At 35.1% G+C, this 20,503-nt stretch carries 19 protein-coding genes and 1 tRNA gene; 3 read left to right on the top strand and 17 right to left on the bottom strand.

Translation table 11 applies throughout. The features are described from left to right. Positions 1 to 2: 2 nt before the first annotated feature. The 8 genes from WH267_RS12035 to WH267_RS12000 all read right to left on the bottom strand — a co-directional run bounded on the left by WH267_RS12035 (position 3) and on the right by WH267_RS12000 (position 9,304). Positions 3 to 2,846, bottom strand: a complete 2,844-nt coding sequence (locus WH267_RS12035; protein WP_340008486.1) for an aminopeptidase — start codon at positions 2,844 to 2,846, stop codon at positions 3 to 5. Positions 2,847 to 2,879: 33 nt separating this feature from the next. Beyond that, positions 2,880 to 4,259, bottom strand: coding sequence for an orotidine-5'-phosphate decarboxylase (gene pyrF, locus WH267_RS12030; RefSeq protein ID WP_340008484.1), 1,380 nt, complete (start codon positions 4,257 to 4,259; stop codon positions 2,880 to 2,882). Between the two features lie 124 nt (positions 4,260 to 4,383). Beyond that, positions 4,384 to 4,725 (bottom strand): YkvA family protein, encoded by a 342-nt coding sequence (locus tag WH267_RS12025; RefSeq protein WP_115973630.1) that lies wholly within the window; start codon positions 4,723 to 4,725, stop codon positions 4,384 to 4,386. Between the two features lie 84 nt (positions 4,726 to 4,809). Continuing rightward, positions 4,810 to 5,349, bottom strand: a complete 540-nt coding sequence (locus WH267_RS12020) for a TlpA family protein disulfide reductase (RefSeq protein WP_115973631.1) — start codon at positions 5,347 to 5,349, stop codon at positions 4,810 to 4,812. 10 nt (positions 5,350 to 5,359) lie between these two features. Then, a complete protein-coding gene (locus WH267_RS12015) occupies positions 5,360 to 5,923 on the bottom strand; it encodes a thioredoxin family protein (protein WP_115973632.1) in 564 nt (187 codons plus the stop codon). A 15-nt stretch (positions 5,924 to 5,938) separates the two neighbouring features. Then, complete coding sequence (aroC, locus tag WH267_RS12010; protein WP_068944604.1) at positions 5,939 to 7,009, bottom strand: chorismate synthase; 1,071 nt, start codon at positions 7,007 to 7,009, stop codon at positions 5,939 to 5,941. Between the two features lie 50 nt (positions 7,010 to 7,059). Further along, a complete protein-coding gene (locus WH267_RS12005) occupies positions 7,060 to 8,631 on the bottom strand; it encodes an LIC_10190 family membrane protein (RefSeq protein WP_340008479.1) in 1,572 nt (523 codons plus the stop codon). Positions 8,632 to 8,746: 115 nt separating this feature from the next. Further along, positions 8,747 to 9,304 (bottom strand): YMGG-like glycine zipper-containing protein, encoded by a 558-nt coding sequence (locus WH267_RS12000; protein WP_115973634.1) that lies wholly within the window; start codon positions 9,302 to 9,304, stop codon positions 8,747 to 8,749. Positions 9,305 to 9,660: 356 nt separating this feature from the next. Between WH267_RS12000 and WH267_RS11995 the strand changes: the two genes are divergently transcribed. Then, on the top strand, positions 9,661 to 10,107 hold the full coding sequence (locus tag WH267_RS11995; protein WP_115973635.1) for a hypothetical protein: 447 nt from the start codon (positions 9,661 to 9,663) through the stop codon (positions 10,105 to 10,107). A 523-nt stretch (positions 10,108 to 10,630) separates the two neighbouring features. Here WH267_RS11995 and WH267_RS11990 read toward each other — a convergent pair. Together WH267_RS11990 and WH267_RS11985 are read right to left on the bottom strand one after the other, a co-directional pair. Beyond that, positions 10,631 to 10,858, bottom strand: coding sequence for a glutathione synthase (locus tag WH267_RS11990; protein WP_115973637.1), 228 nt, complete (start codon positions 10,856 to 10,858; stop codon positions 10,631 to 10,633). Positions 10,859 to 11,386: 528 nt separating this feature from the next. Beyond that, positions 11,387 to 11,704: a helix-turn-helix domain-containing protein gene (locus WH267_RS11985; protein ID WP_115973638.1), complete on the bottom strand. Its 318-nt coding sequence runs from the start codon at positions 11,702 to 11,704 to the stop codon at positions 11,387 to 11,389. Positions 11,705 to 11,840: 136 nt separating this feature from the next. Here WH267_RS11985 and WH267_RS11980 point away from each other — a divergent pair, with 136 nt between their 5' ends. Together WH267_RS11980 and WH267_RS11975 are read left to right on the top strand one after the other, a co-directional pair. Further along, positions 11,841 to 12,194, top strand: a complete 354-nt coding sequence (locus tag WH267_RS11980) for an ISAon1 family transposase N-terminal region protein (protein WP_115974014.1) — start codon at positions 11,841 to 11,843, stop codon at positions 12,192 to 12,194. A gap of 19 nt (positions 12,195 to 12,213) precedes the next feature. Further along, positions 12,214 to 13,146 carry an ISAon1 family transposase gene (locus WH267_RS11975; protein WP_340008548.1) on the top strand — a complete coding sequence of 311 codons (933 nt, stop codon included), beginning with the start codon at positions 12,214 to 12,216 and terminating at the stop codon, positions 13,144 to 13,146. A 167-nt stretch (positions 13,147 to 13,313) separates the two neighbouring features. Here WH267_RS11975 and WH267_RS11970 read toward each other — a convergent pair. The 7 genes from WH267_RS11970 to thrA form a co-directional block, all read right to left on the bottom strand. Beyond that, a tRNA-Cys gene (locus WH267_RS11970) sits at positions 13,314 to 13,384 on the bottom strand. Between the two features lie 59 nt (positions 13,385 to 13,443). Beyond that, complete coding sequence (locus WH267_RS11965; RefSeq protein ID WP_340008474.1) at positions 13,444 to 13,941, bottom strand: RDD family protein; 498 nt, start codon at positions 13,939 to 13,941, stop codon at positions 13,444 to 13,446. Positions 13,942 to 13,965: 24 nt separating this feature from the next. Continuing rightward, positions 13,966 to 15,330 (bottom strand): DUF4403 family protein, encoded by a 1,365-nt coding sequence (locus tag WH267_RS11960; RefSeq protein ID WP_340008472.1) that lies wholly within the window; start codon positions 15,328 to 15,330, stop codon positions 13,966 to 13,968. 36 nt (positions 15,331 to 15,366) lie between these two features. Continuing rightward, positions 15,367 to 15,735, bottom strand: coding sequence for a dihydroneopterin aldolase (folB, locus tag WH267_RS11955; protein ID WP_340008470.1), 369 nt, complete (start codon positions 15,733 to 15,735; stop codon positions 15,367 to 15,369). 3 nt (positions 15,736 to 15,738) lie between these two features. Next, positions 15,739 to 17,043, bottom strand: coding sequence for a threonine synthase (gene thrC / locus WH267_RS11950; protein ID WP_340008468.1), 1,305 nt, complete (start codon positions 17,041 to 17,043; stop codon positions 15,739 to 15,741). A gap of 12 nt (positions 17,044 to 17,055) precedes the next feature. Then, positions 17,056 to 17,985, bottom strand: coding sequence for a homoserine kinase (locus WH267_RS11945; RefSeq protein ID WP_340008466.1), 930 nt, complete (start codon positions 17,983 to 17,985; stop codon positions 17,056 to 17,058). 11 nt (positions 17,986 to 17,996) lie between these two features. Next, entirely contained in the window at positions 17,997 to 20,447 is a 2,451-nt protein-coding gene (thrA, locus tag WH267_RS11940) for a bifunctional aspartate kinase/homoserine dehydrogenase I (protein ID WP_340008464.1), read from the bottom strand. Positions 20,448 to 20,503: the final 56 nt, after the last annotated feature.

Here is a 20,503-nt window from a genome sequence, read left to right as displayed (position 1 = left end):
TTTTAATACCAGCCTCTTCTTGCTGCATTGATGATAGATCCAAGGTTAAGGACCAGCGTATATCTGATCCGTTTCGCATAATCTTTGAATCCGGGCTCAAATCCCAATGAAGACTGCACCGGAAAATAAACTTCAAGGAAATCCGGGATGATTCTTACCTTAATTCCGCTGTCCCAGATAAATTTTTCAGAATGATCCTTGTTTTTATATACTCCTGCATCGGCATAGACATGAAAAATCTTCCATATGCTGGAGTCTACATTTACAGAAGTGATCCATTGATTAACCGTTCCGGGAAGAAACGATTTGAACCCTCCGTCAGCCAGAATAAACTGCTGTGAAAGAAGACCACTGCTGGCACTTTCTCCTAACAGATTATAAGAGAATGTGTAGTTGGATACTCTTGAGATCCCATAATTGAATAAGTCATTTCGGGTATCATTTCTTAGAAAATATCCTGCAAATAATCGGACGCTCAGCTTTTGTTTTGGAGCAAATTCCCATCTGTAGAATCCTTCGGCAGTGATTTTGTTGAAGTCTTCCATTCCCTGAGCACTCAGGCTTAAGCTTTTTTCGTGGATCATCTGGCTGTCACTATAACCGTATCCCAATCCCCAAAGGTTGTATTTTTTGTAGTCATCATTGGCGATCATGACAGGGCTCAGATCTCTTTCAAAATAATTATAAGAAACTCCAATACTCCTGCTTACTGTACTCCTTGGATTTTTCCTGAAGCTGAATGTTGAAAATGCAGAACCTTTTCTGTATGCTAACCCATAGTCATAGTGAAAATAAGATCCGGAAACTCCAAATGTAATACTTCTGAATACACTTTCAGCTGGCAGAAAAGAGTAGGAAACTGCTCCTGAACCAGTCAGTTTACCTGTTCCTGTACTATATGTTGGCGTAAATGAATACAGAAATTTCTGATCAAAAAAGGATTGATTTTTAAAATTAGCACCCAATAAGAATTTATCGTAAGTGTTGTTAAAACGAATTCTGGGGCTTATATAAATTTCATTGTATTCTGGGTTCGGAATATCCTTTATAAGTTTAAATTTGAGCTTTTTTGTATTTAGAAATAATCCTTTGGCATATAAGAAATTGTCCCGATAGCTGGACTCCGGGAAAATGTAATCATTATTTAAGGTTACTTTATAAATATTATCAGATACAGGAAGAGAAATATCTTTAGTTTTCTCATTTTCTCCTGTTTCTATCCAATAGGATTTTATTTCTCCGTCTCTGGTTTCTGTTTCAAGTTTTACAGGAATAGAAGCATCTGTATTTTTGGCAATTTTGATCTGTAAAGAATCATTTTCCTTTTTAATATGTTTCAGCTTAAAATTCACTCTGTTTTTTTGATTGAAAAAATGACCCAGATAATGGGCAGACTTTTCTTTTTCAGACAGCTGTTTCAGGAAATCATCAGGATTTACTTTTCTTCCTGAGTTTTTTGAAAGATATTCTTTTATAAGATCATTAAAGCTCTGATCTCCCATTTTATCAGCAGAATAATTAAACAGGCTTCCTGTCTCAAAACTGCTGATCGCCATATCATTAAAGTTGCTTAAAGAGGTGAATTTTTCATCAATTTTCTGATCCAGGTTCTGAAGCATAATATATTGATAAGCTAATCCGTAACGGTCCAGAAGTTTTACCTTGGATGCATGAAATAATTTTAAAGGTTTGATCCCGAATATTTTGGCTTCCGGCAGCATCCCTAAAAGTTTGGTGTCTTTATAGAACTTTTTCAGGTATTGAATTTCAAGATATGATTTTAAACCGCTTTTAAACCAATGATCTTTTTGTTTATCAGCAATGATATTCTCATCAAGAACTTTTTTGGTGATAATTCCGAAGTAATCAAGGTCTGTTTTTTCAGCATCAGTAAATAAAGGGAATCTGAATTTCCAGAAAGTAATATCATTATTCCCGAAGAAATCTTCTTTTGCTCTGAACTTATCTGAGATAAATATACTCTTCGGAAGAGATCCGATTTTTTCTTTAAGGAACTTTAAATGAAGAGGTAAGTAAAACTCCAGGTTCTGTTTTTCTTCAGGCTTAAGGTTATAACCAAACTTAATTTCAGTATCTGTACCATCAATATTGGTTTTTATGATAGGATAAGTATTGGGTGAAACTGAAAATTCAGGATCAGAATCCAAATAGCCCTGGAAGGAGTTCATCTGAATCTGAGGTAGGTTACTTTCGATAAAGCTGTTTACCGGAATATCAAAATTTACTGTCCAGAAAGTGTTGAAACTAACGGGCTCTTCGATATCGTGGTATTTTCTTTCAGAAATATTGTCCGGATCAAAATGATCCGGAACAATAAAGAAATATTTTAAAGCAGTATTCTGACCGGATGTTCCATATCCCGTAAATTTTTTATCGGGAAGCTGCATACGGTAGTGTAGCTGCAGGGTGATACTTTCGCCGGGTTTTAATGCTTCTTTCAGGGGAAGGAAAAGGTTTTCATCTGAAATAGCATTTACGGATATTTCCTGGTTTTCTGAATCTTTAATATCCAGTTCCAGTAATTTTCCCAGTTCAGGACTCTTTGCAAAATGCAAATCATTGTTTCTGTCTTCCAGTTTTCTGTAGACTAAAGAAGTTCCACGTCTGTTATAGGCGGAAACCCAATTCAGAAGTTTTACAGTTTGCAGTTCTTTGTCAGAATGATTGTAATAAACAATCTCCTGGTTTACCTCAAGGGTTTTTCTGTCAGGAGAAAGTTTTGCTCCAATATATATACTGTCTTTCTGTGCAGAAACCTGTACGACTCCACAAAACAAAATAAGACAAATGCTGATCTTTTTCAAATATCCGTGATAAAGTCTCAAATATAGCTTATTTTGTATATACTTTATAAGATTTTAGTTTTGAATTTCTTTTTTTTCCAAAGAATTAATATAAGCATTCCAACCTTCATTTTTATAAGTTACAGCTGCTGCTTCCGGATTTTCAGATTTATAGATTCCTCTTCCTACGATGATGAAGTCTGTATGTAAAGTTTTGAAAACATGTTCCGGAGTATTGTACTGCTGTCCTTTTCCATCTCCTGAATCTGCAAGGTTTACCCCAGGAGTGAATAGCAGAAGATCTTCAGTAATTTTATTTTGAGAAACCCCTCCGATTACATTAGGATGCGATAAAGCTACTTTTAAAGCCTCCTCACGGTAGCTGGTTGTTGTTAAAGCTCCTTTTGAAGACATTCCAACAATGGCTACAACCCCTACATTTTTGAAGCAGTCCAATGATTCGAAACCTCCGATTACCTGAGACGTTACAAAATCAGCCCAATCTGTAATTTTGAAAACTCCGCTTGTAAACTGTAATTCTTGAGTATTTCCAATATCTGCAAATTTTCTATCCTCCATCAATAGAAACTGATGTTTTACAGCGATTTCTTTTAATGGAGTGATCGTTTTTTCATAATCAAAATCGGAAATAATATCGATATGAGTTTTTAAAGCAATAATGTGCGGACCTACTTTTTCTGCTAATTCCAATAGTTCCTGAGTAGTTGTTACATCAGCAGAAGCGATCAGGTTTGATTTTTTTGCCAAAGCTGTTTCCAGTAATTTTTTCGAAACAGAATGTTGTGTGTTGCTCAGCTTCTGCTCATAAGAACTTCTGGTTTCTTCTTCAAACTGAATGTGATTACCCTGTAGGAAATCCTGAATTCTCTTCACTTCTTCATCAGATAACTCTCCGGTTTCCTGAAGAATTCCACATACTTCAGAAATGTTGAAAAGAGTATGTACTCTATACCCTTTGCTTTCCAACAGCTGTTTTCCACCCTGCTCTCTGTCCAGTACTACTACAATATCTGCAACTTTAAGGTCTTCCTGTTCTACTTCAGCAATTGTTTCCACCAAAGATTTTCCGGAAGTGATAACATCTTCTACCAAAAGGCAGTTTTGACCTTTCTGATAAATTCCTTCGATCAGTTTTTTGGTACCGTAGCTTTTTGCTTCTTTTCTCTTAATAATTAATGGAATATAGCTTTCCAGTGACATCGCTGTTGCCATAGGAAGAGCAGCATAAGGAACTCCACAGATTAAATCAAAATTATCCAATGGAAGCATTTCCAATAAATAATTAGCAAGATTTTTTAAAATTTTAGGATCCGAAGCCAAAGGTCTCAGGTCTACATAAAAAGGACTTTCGATGCCACTTTTCAAGGTAAACCTTCCAAATTTAATGATGCCTAGCTTGTAGCATTCCAAGAAGAATTCTTTTTTACTTTCCATTATTTTTTATTAGATAGTGCAAATTTAAGGATTTGAAATAAGGCTTAAAAATTTATCACCTATTTGATTAATAAAAAACCATCCTGCATTAAACAGAATGGTTTTAAAAAATATAAATAAACTATTATTTTACGATTTCAGCATCAATGACCTGAGACCCATTGTATTTTTGTTCAGCCTCCCAAAGTAAGAATTTGTCAACCTCTTTGACGAGTTTTGGAATGGTGAGTGACAATACGGCCAAATCATCCATTACTCCAAGTACCGGGATGGCAAATTCAGGAAGGAGGTCAATAGGAGAGATCACATATAAAATTCCCAGTAGGGGAAGAATAATGTCAATGGATCTCATAGGATAAGTTCCTTTTCTCCACATTTTGACCATTCTGAAAATATCAGGGATCTTTTTTACAAAGCCCTTGTGACTGATAGCTTCTTTTGCAAGATTTAATTTTGAATATTTCATTTTGTGTTTGGATTTAAACAAATTTTTCAACACTATAAATTTCACAAATCCTATACCAACAAATTATAAAATTTAGTTAAAAAATTATTTGATGATATTATCAATAAATTGATGCACAGTCTCTGTGTCCCAATCTTTTGTGGCATCTTCCTTAATGATGATTCTGCCGGTTTTATCCAGAAGGAAAGTAGTTGGGAAAACTTTAGGAAGGATCTTTTCAGATAGAGGACTCTGCGCAATATAGACCGGTACCGTATAGTTATTCTCCTTTAAAAATTTTCTTACATCTTCCTCCTTATCATTCATTGCAATGAGTACAAAATCTACATTGTTTTTTCTGGAATCATACAGCTTCTGAATAGATGGCCATTCTTTTCTGCATGGCGGACACCAGGTTCCCCAGAAGTTCAGGAAAACCGCTTTATTTCTAAAGTTCTTAAGGTTAGTGCTTGGAGCATTGATTCCCTTAAGATCTACATCATAATCCTCTTCATTGATGTGTACTGCATTTTCAATGGTAGCAATAGGGAAGAACTGATTTTTCAGAAAATCCTTTACTCCCGGTATAAATGCAATGATACCGATGATGACAATTAATGCAATATAAATAATACCTTTTTTCATATTCTGTTGTTTATAACAGATCTAAGATTTCCTGTACGGCATCCTTACCTCTGTTTTTAGCATAATAAATCTGCAAATCATTATAGAAGGTGTCTTTTGGATACCCTTCAGGGTCTGCTTTATATTTCATTAATAACTCATACCCGTACTTTGGGCGTGGGCCCCATGAATTCTTTACATTAAAATCCTTGTCCAGTATTAATACTTTAGGAATAGACTCTGTACCGTTGGTTAAAAACTGGTTGATCAGGCTTTTGTCATTATCTCTTAGAAAAACTCTGATCTCATTATGACCTTCAAAGAATTTAAAAAGCGCAGGAACTGTTGCGCTGGCATCTCCACACCAAGCCTCGGAAATAATTAAAATCTTCCCGTCAAAATTTTTGGCTGCTAATTCTTTTCTCTGGTCTTCATCCGGAACATACTTCTTTATTGTTCTGTCCATTCTATGAAGCCCAAGCTCATAATATTGTTTATATTCGATTTCCTGTTCGTTGGCAGGATTATCTAATCTTTGTTGTGCGATTTGAAGGTATTCTTCAAACGAAATTCCCTGATCCCAGTAATTTTTCATCACCCGAATATTTAGTTAAAAATTATTGATATTTCTTGTTTTATTAATCAAAAATAGGTCTGCCAGTACAAATGCAGCAAGGCTTTCCACTACAGGAACAGCTCTAGGTACTACACACGGATCGTGACGTCCCTTTCCTTCTACAATAACAGGATTTCCTTCTTTATCAATACTGTCCTGAGGTCTCAGAATCGTTGCCACCGGTTTGAAGGCTACACGGAAATAAATATCCATTCCGTTGGAAATTCCTCCCTGAATACCTCCTGACAAGTTAGATTTTGTAGTAAAATCAGTATTAAACTGATCGTTATGTTCTTTCCCTGTCATTTTTGCTCCACAGAAACCGCTTCCATATTCAAAACCTTTGCAGGCATTGATATTCAGCATTGCTTTTGCCAGTTCTGCCTGAAGTTTTGAAAATATAGGTTCACCAATTCCTACAGGAACATTTTTGATCACGCATGTAATGGTTCCACCGATTGTATTTCCTTCCTTTTTTATTTCTTTGATTCTGGCAATCATTTTTTCTGCTGTTTCAGCATCCGGGCAACGTACATCATTGCTTTCAGTTTGAGAAAAGTCTAGAGCCTGATAGGGTTTTTCACAGAAAATATCACCTACAGAAGAAACATAAGCATTGATCTCAATTTCTGGTAAAAGCTGTTTGGCTAAAGCTCCTGCCACTACCCAATTCATGGTTTCCCTTGCCGAAGATTTACCTCCGCCACGATGATCTCTGAAACCAAATTTCTGATCATATGTAAAATCTGCATGACTCGGACGGTACGCTCCAGCTATATGGTCATAATCCTTTGATTTCTGATTTTCGTTTTCAATAATAAAACCGATGGGTGTACCTGTTGTTTTTCCATCAAAGATTCCGGAAAGGAACTTTACTGTGTCACTTTCTTTTCGTTGTGTAACAATAGCAGACTGGCCGGGTTTTCTTCGGTTCAGTTCATATTGAACCTTATCGAGATCTACCGTTAAACCTGCCGGAAAATTATTGATGATACCGCCATAAGCCACTCCGTGACTTTCTCCAAATGTTGTAAGACTAAGAAGATTACCTAATGTGTTGAACATAATACAAAATTACCTTTTTTTCTTCATATAATAAAGTTTCAGCATTTGTTCTATTTATCAGTGTTTTCGATAATATTGATGACTGCTGAGGCTTCTTTTTTTTCTCCGGAAGTCATTCTTTTCCAGATAAATCCTTTGCTGATGTCATTTTTGTTGATAGGCTGAGGGAAAATTTCAGCTTTTACATCGTCAAAAATAAAGCTTGGAGATATAGCCGGCAAGGGAGTTTCAAAATTATAAGGATAATTTCTGGAGACATTGAATTTTAAATTCCCAACCTTACAATTATTGAATTGTTGGTAATAGTAAACTGATGGTTGATAAAACTGATCTTTTTTAAATCCGGCCATAAAATTCCCAAGCTGAAAACTTGGAATGTATTTTTGAATAATACCAGGAAAAGTCAAAAGTGAAATAAAGAATAAACTAAGTACAGAAAAAGCAGCAATAGATTTTTTTCTGTCCCAGTATTCGTAAAACAAAACAAAAAATATGATGAAAAATACATCAATAAAAAACCTGTATTGTGCTGAGAATGCTAGCACCAATATACTTTTTATCCATAGGGAAATACAGATCAGGGTGATGAGTCTCTTTTTTTTAACCCAGGCAAAGACTGAAAAAGTAAATAGGCTTACTATAAAAAAGATATTTATTTTTGATTTAATCCCCTTCAGTAAAAACCAGTTTTTTATATGCTCCAATGTGGAAAACTTCTTAATTTCTTCATAAGAATACTGCATGTCATAGGTTTTCATGACAGCATACTTGGAAGAGGTTTTCAATATTTCATCATTCGGTTTCCAGCTGAAACCAAAGTCTCCGATAGATACTGGGAATACAGGGTATCCGAATGTCCATATATTTTTAATAAAGAATAAAACTAAAATGATACTTCCGAAAAACAGGGTTTTAAAATTTGATTTGAAAATAAAAGTTTGACAAAGAAAAACCAGTACAGGAAGCCAGATCATGGTAGGTTTTATAGAAAAAACAAAAACTGAAAAAGCAAAGAGGAGACTGGTGTTTTTATTTCCGGATATTATCTCATTCAGAATAATTAAAGAAAAGACAATGACCGGAAGATCAGGACTTGGTGATTGTGAAAAAAATAATAAAATCGGGATAAAACACAGATGAATCCAGTTTTTTTTTTCAATACTGTATAGAGTGTAAATAATCAGGAGAATGGAATTGATTCTCAGAAAAGGATCTGAAAAATTGGAAAAACCAGCCTGGAAAATATGCCACACTGACATCTGTCCCAAGGTAAGATCCAGATTGGAAATACCCTTGATGAGTCCATATTCTGTAAGCCACTTGATTGTGGGAACATAATATCCGAAATGATCTAATATATAAGGATAATAAGTTCCGGTGAATAGAATGATGATGGAAATAAACAGAGTTAAAAAGCAATCTCTTTTTGAAAACCGGTAAAATTCCAGATAAAGTTTTTCTTTAAAGAAATAAAGGATCCCCAATAAAATGCTGATGGTCTCTACATATATGTTCAGAGGAGTGAAAAAGGAAATAACGGTCCATACAAGACTTATTCCCATAATTCCTGAAAGTATTTTTCCTGAAATTCCCTGAAATAATATTCCTGAAAATTTTTCCATGATTTTTCCGAGTCCCAATAAGACCGGAAGAAGAAAAATAGTGGAAAACAGAATCAGTATCATAAAAAAAGATTGCCTAAAAATAAGCAATCTTTATATTTTATGGTGAAAAAATTTATCTTCGAGGCTGTACTCGTCCGTCTTTTCTGTCCTGAGATCTACCGATAGTATATCCTGTAGCTCCACCTACGACACCTCCGATTACGGCTCCAAGACCTCTGTTTTTCTTGGCAATGATGGCTCCGGCAGCGGCACCACCTACAGTTCCAATAATGGTTCCTTTTGCGGCTTTACTCATTCCTTTTTTCTGAGTAGTTCCCTGTGAAGCACTGCTTCCGTTATCTGCATATCCGCCATTGCTTCCGCCTCCTGAATTGGAGTTAGAGTTTCTGTCACGGTATACTGTTCTTGTTTCTCTTATAACTCTTGGTTTTGAATTATTTTCAGCAGTAGCTTTCGCTTTTTTGGTTTCAGTAATACTATCAGCTTTTTTCTGAGCTTCGTATACCAGCTTTTCTTTTTCAATAGCCAGTTTCTGTCTTTCTATTTCAAGCTGTCTCGACTGGAATTCAAGCTTTTGCTCTTCCAGCGATTTTTCAGCAACTTTATCATCTTTCTTGCAGGCCGTAAATAAGAAAACGGATAAAAAACCTGCCAATACTATCTTTTTCATAATTCAAATTTTAATAAGCTTAAGCCAAAACGGCTTTAGTTTTAGTTTTATTTCCAATTATGAAGCCAAAAATTAGTTAAAGAATGTTAAAGTTAATGTTGAAATAATTGAATTAATTCTAAATCCTAATACATTTCATCGTAATAAAGGGGATTTGTAAAATTTGAGCAACGTATTTGTAAGGAGAATTAAAGTTTTAAAATTTGAAAATTATTCGTTATAAACGAGATTTATCATTGTTCCCTGGTTTGCTGAGGGATTTTTTATTAGAAGAAATTCGTAAAATATAGTTAATCCATAATTTTTGTTGATTTAATTTACGATGCTTATTTTTGAGTTACTAAATTACTTTCAATATGAAAAAATCAATTTTTACAGTAGCCGCTGTAGTAGGATTACTGGCTGTTACTACTTCGTTTTCTTCCACTGATGTTGTGGAATCTCCGTCTAAAGCTCGTACAGAAGTATCTGTGAAGGATACAAAAACAAAGACATATCCGGTTCGTTATGGATTGATCTCTATGAATGGAACGAAAATGCTTTCAGGTTCAGGATTTGATCTGGGAGGTTTTGTCGCCAAAAATACAGCTACGGGAGTGGATTATTTCACTGGCCAATACAATCACCGTGCGCTTCCACAGTATTCTGAGGAAGATCTTCCGGAAGGAACTTATGAATTTTCAGGCATTCAGGGCCAGGGTGGCTGGGTAGGTTATGGAACAGTAATTGCTACTGTATCAGATGAAAATATAGATGATGACGGATACATTACGATATATGTTCCAATCACATGGGAAGAATAACTTTGTCAAAACAAAATATTTATCTACATTTACAAATCCTCGAATGAGGATTTTTTAATCGATAATATAGGTAATTAATAACTGTTAAATATACCAGAACGGGATATAGAAACAGTTTATACAATATTCTGTTTGGATTTTTCTGAATAGATTTTTTTCATCATTTGTGTTTTTTAGGCCTCCGAAAGGAGGCCTTTTCTTTTTTGTGGTGGTTGATGACTGTACTCATATATTTTTGGAGACGGTTCAGGTATCTTTGAGTAAACATCTTCTATTCCATATATCCTTATGATTAATTACAAGTTCCTCATTTCGGGGAACTTTTTATGTGTAAAAAGTAGAATAGGAAGTTGGGATTTACTTTCAGAACGTAATATTTGCAGGTTTTTTATGACTGTACGCATAAAATAGATAAAATGTAAGATCTAATTTTGAGTTAGAATTAAAAAGATTAATTTTTATTTCTGATATAAAATTTTTTTTCATCATTTGTGTTTTTTGAGGCCTCCACCCGGAGGCTTTTTTATTGATCAAAAAGGATTCTGCCATCAAAAGGATGATCCCAGACAACAAAGATGTTGTCATTTAATCTTCGAACCGGGGCTTGCAGCATTTCATACTCTCCATTTTCATTCAGTTTCTGTACAATAAGGCTTATTCCTTCACCTATTTCATTCGTCTTAAACTCAATCTGAAATTGCTTTTCATTGTTTTCAGCAAAATCTGTTTTTTTAAACTGTTTTTGTGACATGATAGTGACATGATATTAGATTTAGATATTATGTTAAATAATAGAATAAATTATGCCAAGTTGTAATTTTTTGTGCCTTTTCTGGATTATGCTGGATTTTTGAAGAATTTTTAAATTTCCTTAATTTTTATTTTTAGACTTTTTTTCAATTATTAAATTGTTAATAATTGTAGATCTGGATTTGTATTGTTTGTGTTTAGTGGAGTTATTATTTGTATATATTTAAAGTTCAATTGGTTTTGAGTGTTTATTTTTTAATTTAATTTTCTCTGTTTATTAAATTAATTTTATTTTTTTTTCATAAAAAATAACTTTTGGCACGATTTTTCAATATACCAATGCAACTCATGTTTAATTTGAGTTTTCATGGTTATTAGTTTTTATCCTCGGAATTTCCGAGGATTTTTTTTGTTTGTATATGACAGTACTTATAAAAGATAGTATTGATGTTGATTTGTCTTTGAGCAAGATGATTTTCTATCCATCACTTTTTACATTATTAAACAGGCTCTTTTTGATTGAAAGAGCTTAATGATTAATAATATTTTTTAATATTTCAATTTTTTCGAGCAATGCAATATTCTCTTTTTCCAGTTGGGAAATGTAAGTATGCATATTTTCCCCGGAGATTTCGTTGGAAGGATGTGACGTATAATCTGCTTCATAAATTTCTTCAACAGGAACATTGAAGAAGAGAGCTATCTTTTCCCATTCATTTTTCGTGATTTTTATATAGCCATTTTCTTTCCGGCTGTAATTGGAAACTTCTGTAGGAATGATATCTGCTACCTGTTGTTGAGAATAGCCTTTTTGTTTTCTGATGGCGCGTAGTTTTGCTTTTTTCATTGGATAGGCTTTATGCAAATGTGTAGAAAAAAGAGATACGGAGGTTATGGGTTTCCGTAATGTAGAGTGTAAGTATGAATAATCCGGGATCAGTGCTAAAAGTTGTGGAGGAACAAATAAGAGATTAACTTTGAGGATGCATATTCCCGACGAGCTATTAAAATTATTGTTACCTGATTTTTTGGTTGAGCACTTTGATATTAGCAATGTAGATGATATTGAAGGGATCCTACATATTGATTTTGAAGAGAAGAATATTATCCCTGAAGAGTTTTCCCATCGTCCCTATCAATCTAATGGCTTTCATTCCGCTATTATTGTTGAGGACTTTCCCTTAAGAGGTAAGCAGGTTTTGCTTCATGTGAAAAGAAGAAGATGGATTGATAAAACCACAGGAGAGATACTCCAGAGAAACTGGAGCTTAATAGCGAAAGGAACCCGAATGACTCATGACTTTGCTGAGTTTTTAAAAAAAATTAGCAGATACTAAAGCTCTTTCCTGCAAAACGATTGCAGAACTTTACGGACTTAATGGGCGAAAATTCCAGAGGCAGTACAAAAATGCTCTCAGTAGGTTTGAATCCTGGCCAGAGAAAGATCACGCTGAATATTGGCTCATTTTTCCTGAAAATATCTCAGAGGAATTGTCCATTGATGAAGTCTGCTTATCAGATGGAGAACTCTATACTATACTCACTTCCAAGAAGGGGAAAGGTAAAAAAGGCAGTATTGTAGCCATTGTGAAAGGTACTCAGAGTAGTATTGTTATAGAACATCTATTAAAAATCAATAGAAAACTTCGGATGATGGTAAAAGAGATTAGTCTGGATATGGCTGGATCAATGAAACTTATAGCTAAAAGATGTTTTCCTAATGCTTCTCAGATGATAGATCGTTTTCATGTTCAAAAACTCGCTATAGAAGCTATTCAGCAGATTAGGATACAACATCGTTGGGAAGCTATGGAAATGGAAAATAATACGTTTGAAGAGCCATCCAAAGAAGTTTTAGAAAATGGAGATACCCGGAAACAACTTTTAGCAAGGAGTAGATATTTACTTTATAAAAGCCGAAAGAAGTGGAGTGAATCCCAAAGACAGAGGGCTGCCATTCTTTTTACTCAATATCCTGACCTTGAAAAAGCTTATCATTTAGTTGATGGACTGAGAAAGATTTACAATCAGAACATTACAAAATCTGTTGCTATGACTAAGCTTGCCCATTGGTTCAAAAACGTAGAAGAAGCAGGGTTTAAATCATTTTCTATCTTAAGAAAGACAATAATGAATCATTATAGAGATATTCTAAACTTCTTTGATAAGAGAAGTACAAATGCTGCAGCTGAATCTTTTAATGCTAAAATCAAAAACTTTAGATTACAGCTCAGAGGAGTAAAAGATAAATCTTTTTTTCTTTTTAGATTAACCAAACTTTTTGCGTAATCCACAACTTTTGGTACTGATCCATAATCCGATCTATAGACTGTTGCTTCGTTAAGTCATTTTTTATCTTCAGCTTAGTTTTTCGGTTGGATTATTTTAAGATTGATAAGTAAAATATTGCAAAAAATATAATAAAAAAACCTCTAAATAAAATTTAGAGGTTTTAGAGGTACCTAGCGGATTCGAACCGCTGTAGATGGTGTTGCAGACCACTGCCTAGCCGCTCGGCCAAAGTACCATGTCTTACCATTTTTGAGGTGTGCAAATATAGCTAAATTTCTATATAATCCAAAGTTTTTATGCAATTTCTTTCTTTCCCAGACCGTCAATTTCGCTTTTAGCCTGTTTTTCAGACTCATAATTTTTAATATTAATTACCCTTGTATCTGTCCAACTGTCATGCCATCCATTAACTCCGAAAAAAGAGAGTCCATCAAAGGGGACAAGTCTGGCAAGATTTCTATAAATAATTTGTTGGGTTGTTGGTTTTGTGGCATCAGTACTTATTACTTTGGTACCTGTAATATATTTTCCTATTGTTCTCCCGTTTAAAAAATTTTCCATCGAAAAGTAATAAATAAAACAGTTAATATTTCCGATGAGGAACTGCCACCATACAGCACTGTTACCGTAAAAGTAGAAATATTCAATATCAGTAAGGGCATAAAGAATATCAGAGATCATAGTTATAATAAGATTGAGAATGATTAGTATAAACAGATCAATAAGATTATTCAAAAACCTGATTCCCAGCGAAGCTTTATGATCTTCAACTATTTTTAAAAATTTTCTCATGGATGGTTATTAGTTTTTTAAATTTTAGAATCCGTTGACAAGAAGCTTTAAAGTGGCATTAGTGTCAATGACTGCAGTGATTCCTGTATTGTTGAGAAGTATTTTACTTGGTTTAAGATTGAAAACTTTTCCACTCATCTTTAATCCTTTATAATATTCTTTGTTGAAAGCGTCCTCAATGCTTTTTCTGGATGTTTCTTCAAGTTCCTGGGTTGGAATTCCGTATTCTTCTTCAATCATTTTTACAATTTTCCCCTGAAATAGGACAGAAGCTGTTTTTTGAAGAATATTCATTGTTTTAAGCTTGAACTTGGTATCCGATAAAACTATTTTTCTTTTGGCTTCATCATACACCGGAATTCCTGAAACAACAGCTGTTCCTTTGATGTAACCATCTGTTTGTGCTTCAATGACGATTCTGTTATCCAAACCATATACTCTGATGTCTGTTACCTTTACTTTGGAATCTCTGATGTCAAATTCTTTATTTAAAAATGTTTTTCTGGCCATATTGCTGGCTTCTGTAAAAGGAATGTTAGCCGTAGTCTGTAAAACAAATTTATCTGCAACAGTGGGAGAGAAATTGAAATTACTTGCTGAAGTTACAGATGGAGAGGTAGCCGGTTTACTTCCGGTAAAGGTTTCTGAGAAAATATCAATTCCAAGAGTTGCATTGATCTGATTTCCGTAGAATTTTAGCGGGGTTATATTAACGCCTACCGGACTTACTTTCAGCCAGGTATTATATTCTTCAGAAATATTGAATGGCTGTGCAAATGTATTCCAGGCCATAACGGCATATTGTTGAAAATTCAGTTGGGTTGCCATTTGCTGATCTATGGTTTTACAGAATTTTAGCTGTTGCTCCTTCAGGCTTTTTTCAACAATAGGAGTGATAGGAATCTGTATTCTGCCATAATCCAGAACTGGTTTTGTTACCCATCTGAAACCGTTAGGCTGAGTGTTGGTGGTAATAGTCCAGTTGTTTTTAAAACTAACAGTTGTATTAAAGGACATTACCGTTTCAAAAGTAGTATTCTGGTAAGAATAAACTCCCAGGGTTCCGATTCCTTTTTCTGCCCAGATTTTTAAAGGAACTTCAATCAGGAGGTTTTGGCTGGTTCCTCCTACAAGACGGATAGGTCTGGTTTTCCAGACTTTAACTTTAAACTGGTCATTATTGTTATCTGTATAAGAATCGTCCTGATAGATAAGATCTTTTACAGAAGCGTTTACCATATTGCTGAGCTCTGTAAGCGGGATCGTTACCGGCATGGTAATGCTGGATCTGATCTTCGGAAAGTTATAACTGGCTAATTGATTATCAACACTTCCCTGACCGAAAGCATTGATGAATGCTACTAAAAATAATATTTTAATGAGTTTCAATTTTGTATTTTTTTTAATGAAATAAAAATAAGAATTTTAATTTTCCGGCTTAAAACTTTTTTCAAGCTCAATGCCTGCTCCTTTCATTTCTCCCTGCATAGGTGGTGCTGTTTTGGTAAGTTTAAGCCTGATATAGCTGATCTGTGGAAAACGGTCATGAATTTTTGAGATAATTCTTCCGGCCACATGTTCCAGAAGCTTGGATTTTATCTTCATTTCCTGATGAATAATATCATTAATATCGGCATAGCTTATGGTGTCATTCAGATCATCAGATTCTGAGGCTTTCCACAGATCGGTATGAAATTCTGCATTTAAAATATAATAGGTCCCAATAATATTTTCTTCCGGCAAAACCCCGTGATAGGCATATATTTTTACATCTTCAAGATATATTTTACTCATTGTTTAATTTTTGTCAAGCAAAAATCGCTTTAATTCTTCAAAATCTGAATTTATTTCTACAGTTTTTTTATCCTTTTTCATCAGGTCATTCAGAGACTGGGGAATTTCAATTTTAGTTTTGATTGCAGCTTCTACTGCATCAGGAAATTTAACAGGATGTGCTGTTCCGAGAATGATCCCTTTTTTGCCCGGATTTTCCTGAAGGTATTGTTGTAGTGAAGCAAAGGCTACAGCGCTATGGGGATCCAGAATATAATGGTACTTAGTATAAGTTTCTGTAATAGTTTGCATCGTTTTTTTGTCACCAATGGAATACCCTGAGATTTTACTTTTTAAAGGATCAAATTCATTTTTAAAAAGTTCCAGAATTCGGATGAAATTGCTGGGATCTCCCACATCCATAGCATTGGATAAAGTAGCTACGGCTTTTTTAGGGCTAAAGTTTTTAGTTCTTAAATATTCAGGAATTACGTCATTAGCATTACAGGCTGCAATAAAATGGTCGGCAGGAAGACCACGGAGATGTGCTAATATTCCAGCGCAGATATTTCCGAAATTCCCACTTGGAACACAGATAACAGGTGCTTTCTTTTCCATCTTTTGCCATTGTTTTAAGGCTAGCAGATAATAAATCTGCTGAGGAAGCCATCTTGCAATATTGATGGAATTGGCAGAAGTCAGAAATAATTGACTGTTGATTTCCTCATTTGCAAAGGCCTGCTTTACCAGACTTTGGCAGTCATCAAAACTCCCATTGACTTCCAGGGCATAAATATTTTTTCCTAATGCTGTAAGCTGTTTTTCCTGAACAGGACTTACTCTGTTTTTAGGATAAAGAATAACGACATCAATTCCAGGGATATCATAGAATCCATGGGCAACAGCTCCACCGGTATCTCCGGAAGTAGCGACCAAAACAGTAACTTTTTTCTTCTTATCTTCTAAAAAATAAGACAGACATCTGCTCATAAATCCTGCGCCAATATCTTTGAATGCCAGGGTAGGACCATGAAAAAGCTCAAGCACTGAGATGTCATCATTTATTTTTTTTAAAGGAATTTCAAAACTTATGGTTTCTGCAACGATCTTTCTTAGTATTTCTGAAGGAATTTCATCTCCGGTAAAATCTTTCATACATTGATAAGCAATCTCTTCATCAGAATATTGATGAAGATTCTGAATGAATTCTTCTTTGAAGTACGGAATACTTCCAGGAAAGAATAACCCTTTATTTTTCCCCTGTCCTTTTATGGTTGCAGTTCTGAAATCAACGTTTTCCTGACTGTCTTTTAAATTATAATATTTCATCTGTTTTTTATTCTAATTTGGTTCTTCAACGATTTCAATTCCTACCGGATTTATTTTGGAAACATAGACGAGGTTGTCTATTTGGATTTCGTCATAGATTGCTTTCATCATACCGGCAATTTTTTCAGCTGTTTCTTTTTCTTCTGTAAGCATAAAAATAGAAGGCCCAGACCCTGAAATTCCTCCTCCCAGGGCCCCGATCTGAAGGCTTTTCGACTTAATTTCATCAAATTTCGGAATTAAGATACTTCGCACAGGCTCTACGATGACATCGTTGAGACTTCTGCCGATCAGTGAAAAATCATTTTTCTGAATACCGGCTACGAGACCGGCAATGTTTCCCCATTGTTCAACGGCACTTTTTAAGGTGATGGTTTTCTTTAAGATCTGCCTTGAATCGGAAGTTTTAACTTCCACCTGAGGATGTACCGCAGCAACAAATAAATCAGGTGCATTCAAAGGAATGATATCAATCGGGTTTGTAGATTTTACCAATGTGATCCCACCATAGATGCAAGGGGCAATATTGTCTGCATGACGAACACCTGAGGCGAGTTCTTCTCCAAACATTGCAAAATGGATCATTTCATCTTTTGACATGATATTTCCTAATACAATATTGGCTCCCAAGGCGGCTCCGGCGGCGCTAGCCGCACTGGAGCCTAGCCCGCTTCCAGGTTTTATATGTTTGTGAATAATGACCTCAAAACCATTTTTTAAATTGAAATGTTCCTGAATTTTTAAAAGCACAATTCCTGCAACATTTTTAAAGGGTTCTTCAGGAAGTCCAAACGGATCTGTATGTCTGATAATGATTTCATGAGTTTCTAATAACCGGATTTCCATTTCATCATAAGGTTCATATACTGCCATGCCCAGGATGTCAAATCCACATACAAGATTGGCTACGGTAGCCGGAATTTTTAATTTTACTTTTTTCATATTTCTTGTTTTTAAACTGAACGGATAATGTCTGCGAAAATACCACTGGCTGTTACTTCAGCGCCTGCACCAGCACCTTTGATAACCAAGGGCTGTTCGGAATATCTTAAGGTTTTAAAAATGACAATATTGTCTTTTCCATAAAGATGAAACAGGTCACTTCCAGGAGCCACATGCTGTAACCCTACTTTAGCTTTTCCATCCTTAAACTCTGCTGTATATTTCAGAATTTTTCCTTCTTTCTGTGCACTATCAAACAGAGATTTAAAATGATTTTCATATTCTGTGAGTTTTTCATAGAACTGTTCTACATTTCCTTCCATACAGGCCTCAGGAAGGAATCCTATATTTTCAATCTCCTCAAACTGTAATGGATACCCGGCTTCTCTGGCAAGGATCAAAATTTTTCTGGCCACATCGGTTCCTGAAAGATCGAGTCTTGGATCCGGTTCTGTATATCCTTCTTTCTGTGCCTGGGCTACTACTTCAGAAAATGTTCTGCTTCCGTCATAAGCATTAAAAACAAAATTTAATGTTCCGCTAAGAACAGCTTCAATGGAAGTTATTTTATCGCCACTTTTAATGAGATCATTGATGGTGCCTATTACCGGAAGTCCTGCTCCTACATTGGTCTCAAAATGGAAACTGCAATTGTGGTTTCTTGCCGTATTCTTTAATGTTGTATACTTTTCAAAATCTGATGAAGCGGCAATTTTATTGCAGGCAACAATATTGATGCTCCTTTTTAATAGACTCTCATATACTTCTGGGATTTCAGAACTTGCTGTTATATCTACAAAAACCGAGTTTCTTAAATTGCGGATTATGATTTCTTCAGCAAATCTCTGAGCGGAGGCTTCAGTTCCTGACTCATTCCAGCTGATATATTCTTCTTTAGAAATACCTTTGTCTGCAAAGATCATTTTCCGGCTGTTGGAAAGGCCGGCAATTCTTAAATTGATGAAATGATTTTCCCGCAGATATTGATTTTGGTCATAGATCTGCTGGATGAGTTTAGTACCTACGTTTCCGGTTCCGCAGATATAAAGATGTATCTGTTTTATTTCGGATTCAAAAAAATCTTCATGAAGAACATTCACTGCTTTTCTGGCATCTTTTTCAGCAATGACAACACTGATGTTTCTTTCTGATGAACCTTGTGCAATTGTTCTTATATTGATGCCGTTATTCCCCAGACATCCAAACATTTTGGCACTTACACCACTTCTGCTTTTCATTTTTTCACCCACTAAGGCTACAATAGAAAGTCCGGTTTCAATAGTAACAGGTGCTATTCTTTTTAAATTAATATCATCCGCAAAGGAAACATTAATTGCACTTTCAGCGGCTGCTATATCTTTCTCATGAATAGCTATGGTAATGGAATGTTCCGAAGATCCCTGAGTAATCAGAATAACGTTTATTTTTTCCTGACTCAGGCATTGAAACAGTTTGGCCGAAATTCCGGGAATTCCTACCATTCCACTGCCTTCTAAAGTGAGAAGTGCAATATTACCCATATTTGAAATCCCTACAGCGACCTCCTGTTTTTCGTTTTCTGAAATATTCAGATTATGGGTAACCAGTGTTCCCTGTGCTTCCGGATCAAATGTGTTTTTGATTTTAAGATTAATATTTCTAACCATCACTGGCTGAATTGATGGTGGATAAATGACTTTCGCTCCGAAATGAGAAAGTTCCATGGCTTCATGGTAGGAAATTTCTGCAATAGGTTTTGCATGGGTAGCCAGACGGGGATCTGCAGTCATCATTCCGCTCACATCTGTCCATATCTGAAGTTCTTCAGCATGAATAGCAGCAGCAATAATAGCAGCAGTATAATCTGATCCTCCGCGTCCTAATGTTGTCATGTGGCCATTTTCATCATGAGCTGTAAAGCCTGGTCCTATGATGACCTGATGCTGATGCTGACTGAAATAATTTTTAAAGTTATTTTCGGTGATGTTGAAATTTACTTTTGCATTGGTAAAATTGCTGTCAGTTATAATGAGTTCGGAAGTATTCATCCATAAACAGTCTAATCCCTGATGCTGGAGTCTGGCTGCAATAATGCTTGAGGACAGAAATTCTCCATAGGCTGCAATTCTGTCTTTGATTTTTGGAGTAAGCTCACCAAGAACGAAAACTCCGTTGTAAAGATCTTCGAGATCATTAAATTGTTTTTTCACAAAGCTCAATAAAGAACTTTGTTCTAAGACCGGGATAAGTTCCTTGACAAGATTCAGATGTTTTTCTTCTGCTTTTTTAAGAAGTGACTGATAGTCATTATTTTTAACGGAAGCACTGTCTGCAGCCTGAATAAGAAGGTCTGTTACTCCGTGAAGTGCGGATACTATAACTACAACATTGCATTGTGAAGATTCCTTTTTCACAATGTTTTCTACCAACTGGATATTCTGAGAATTGGCGACTGATGTTCCGCCGAATTTTAAAATTTTCATCAATTATTGATTTGAGGTTAGATAAAACGAAAGAGTTACTCTTTATAAAAGAGTAC

Origin of the sequence: Chryseobacterium sp. MYb328 (assembly GCF_037572595.1) — a bacterium.
Classification (GTDB): domain Bacteria; phylum Bacteroidota; class Bacteroidia; order Flavobacteriales; family Weeksellaceae; genus Chryseobacterium; species Chryseobacterium pennae.
Note: the sequence above shows the minus strand (reverse complement) of the source record. Positions and strands in the feature narration are given on the sequence as shown.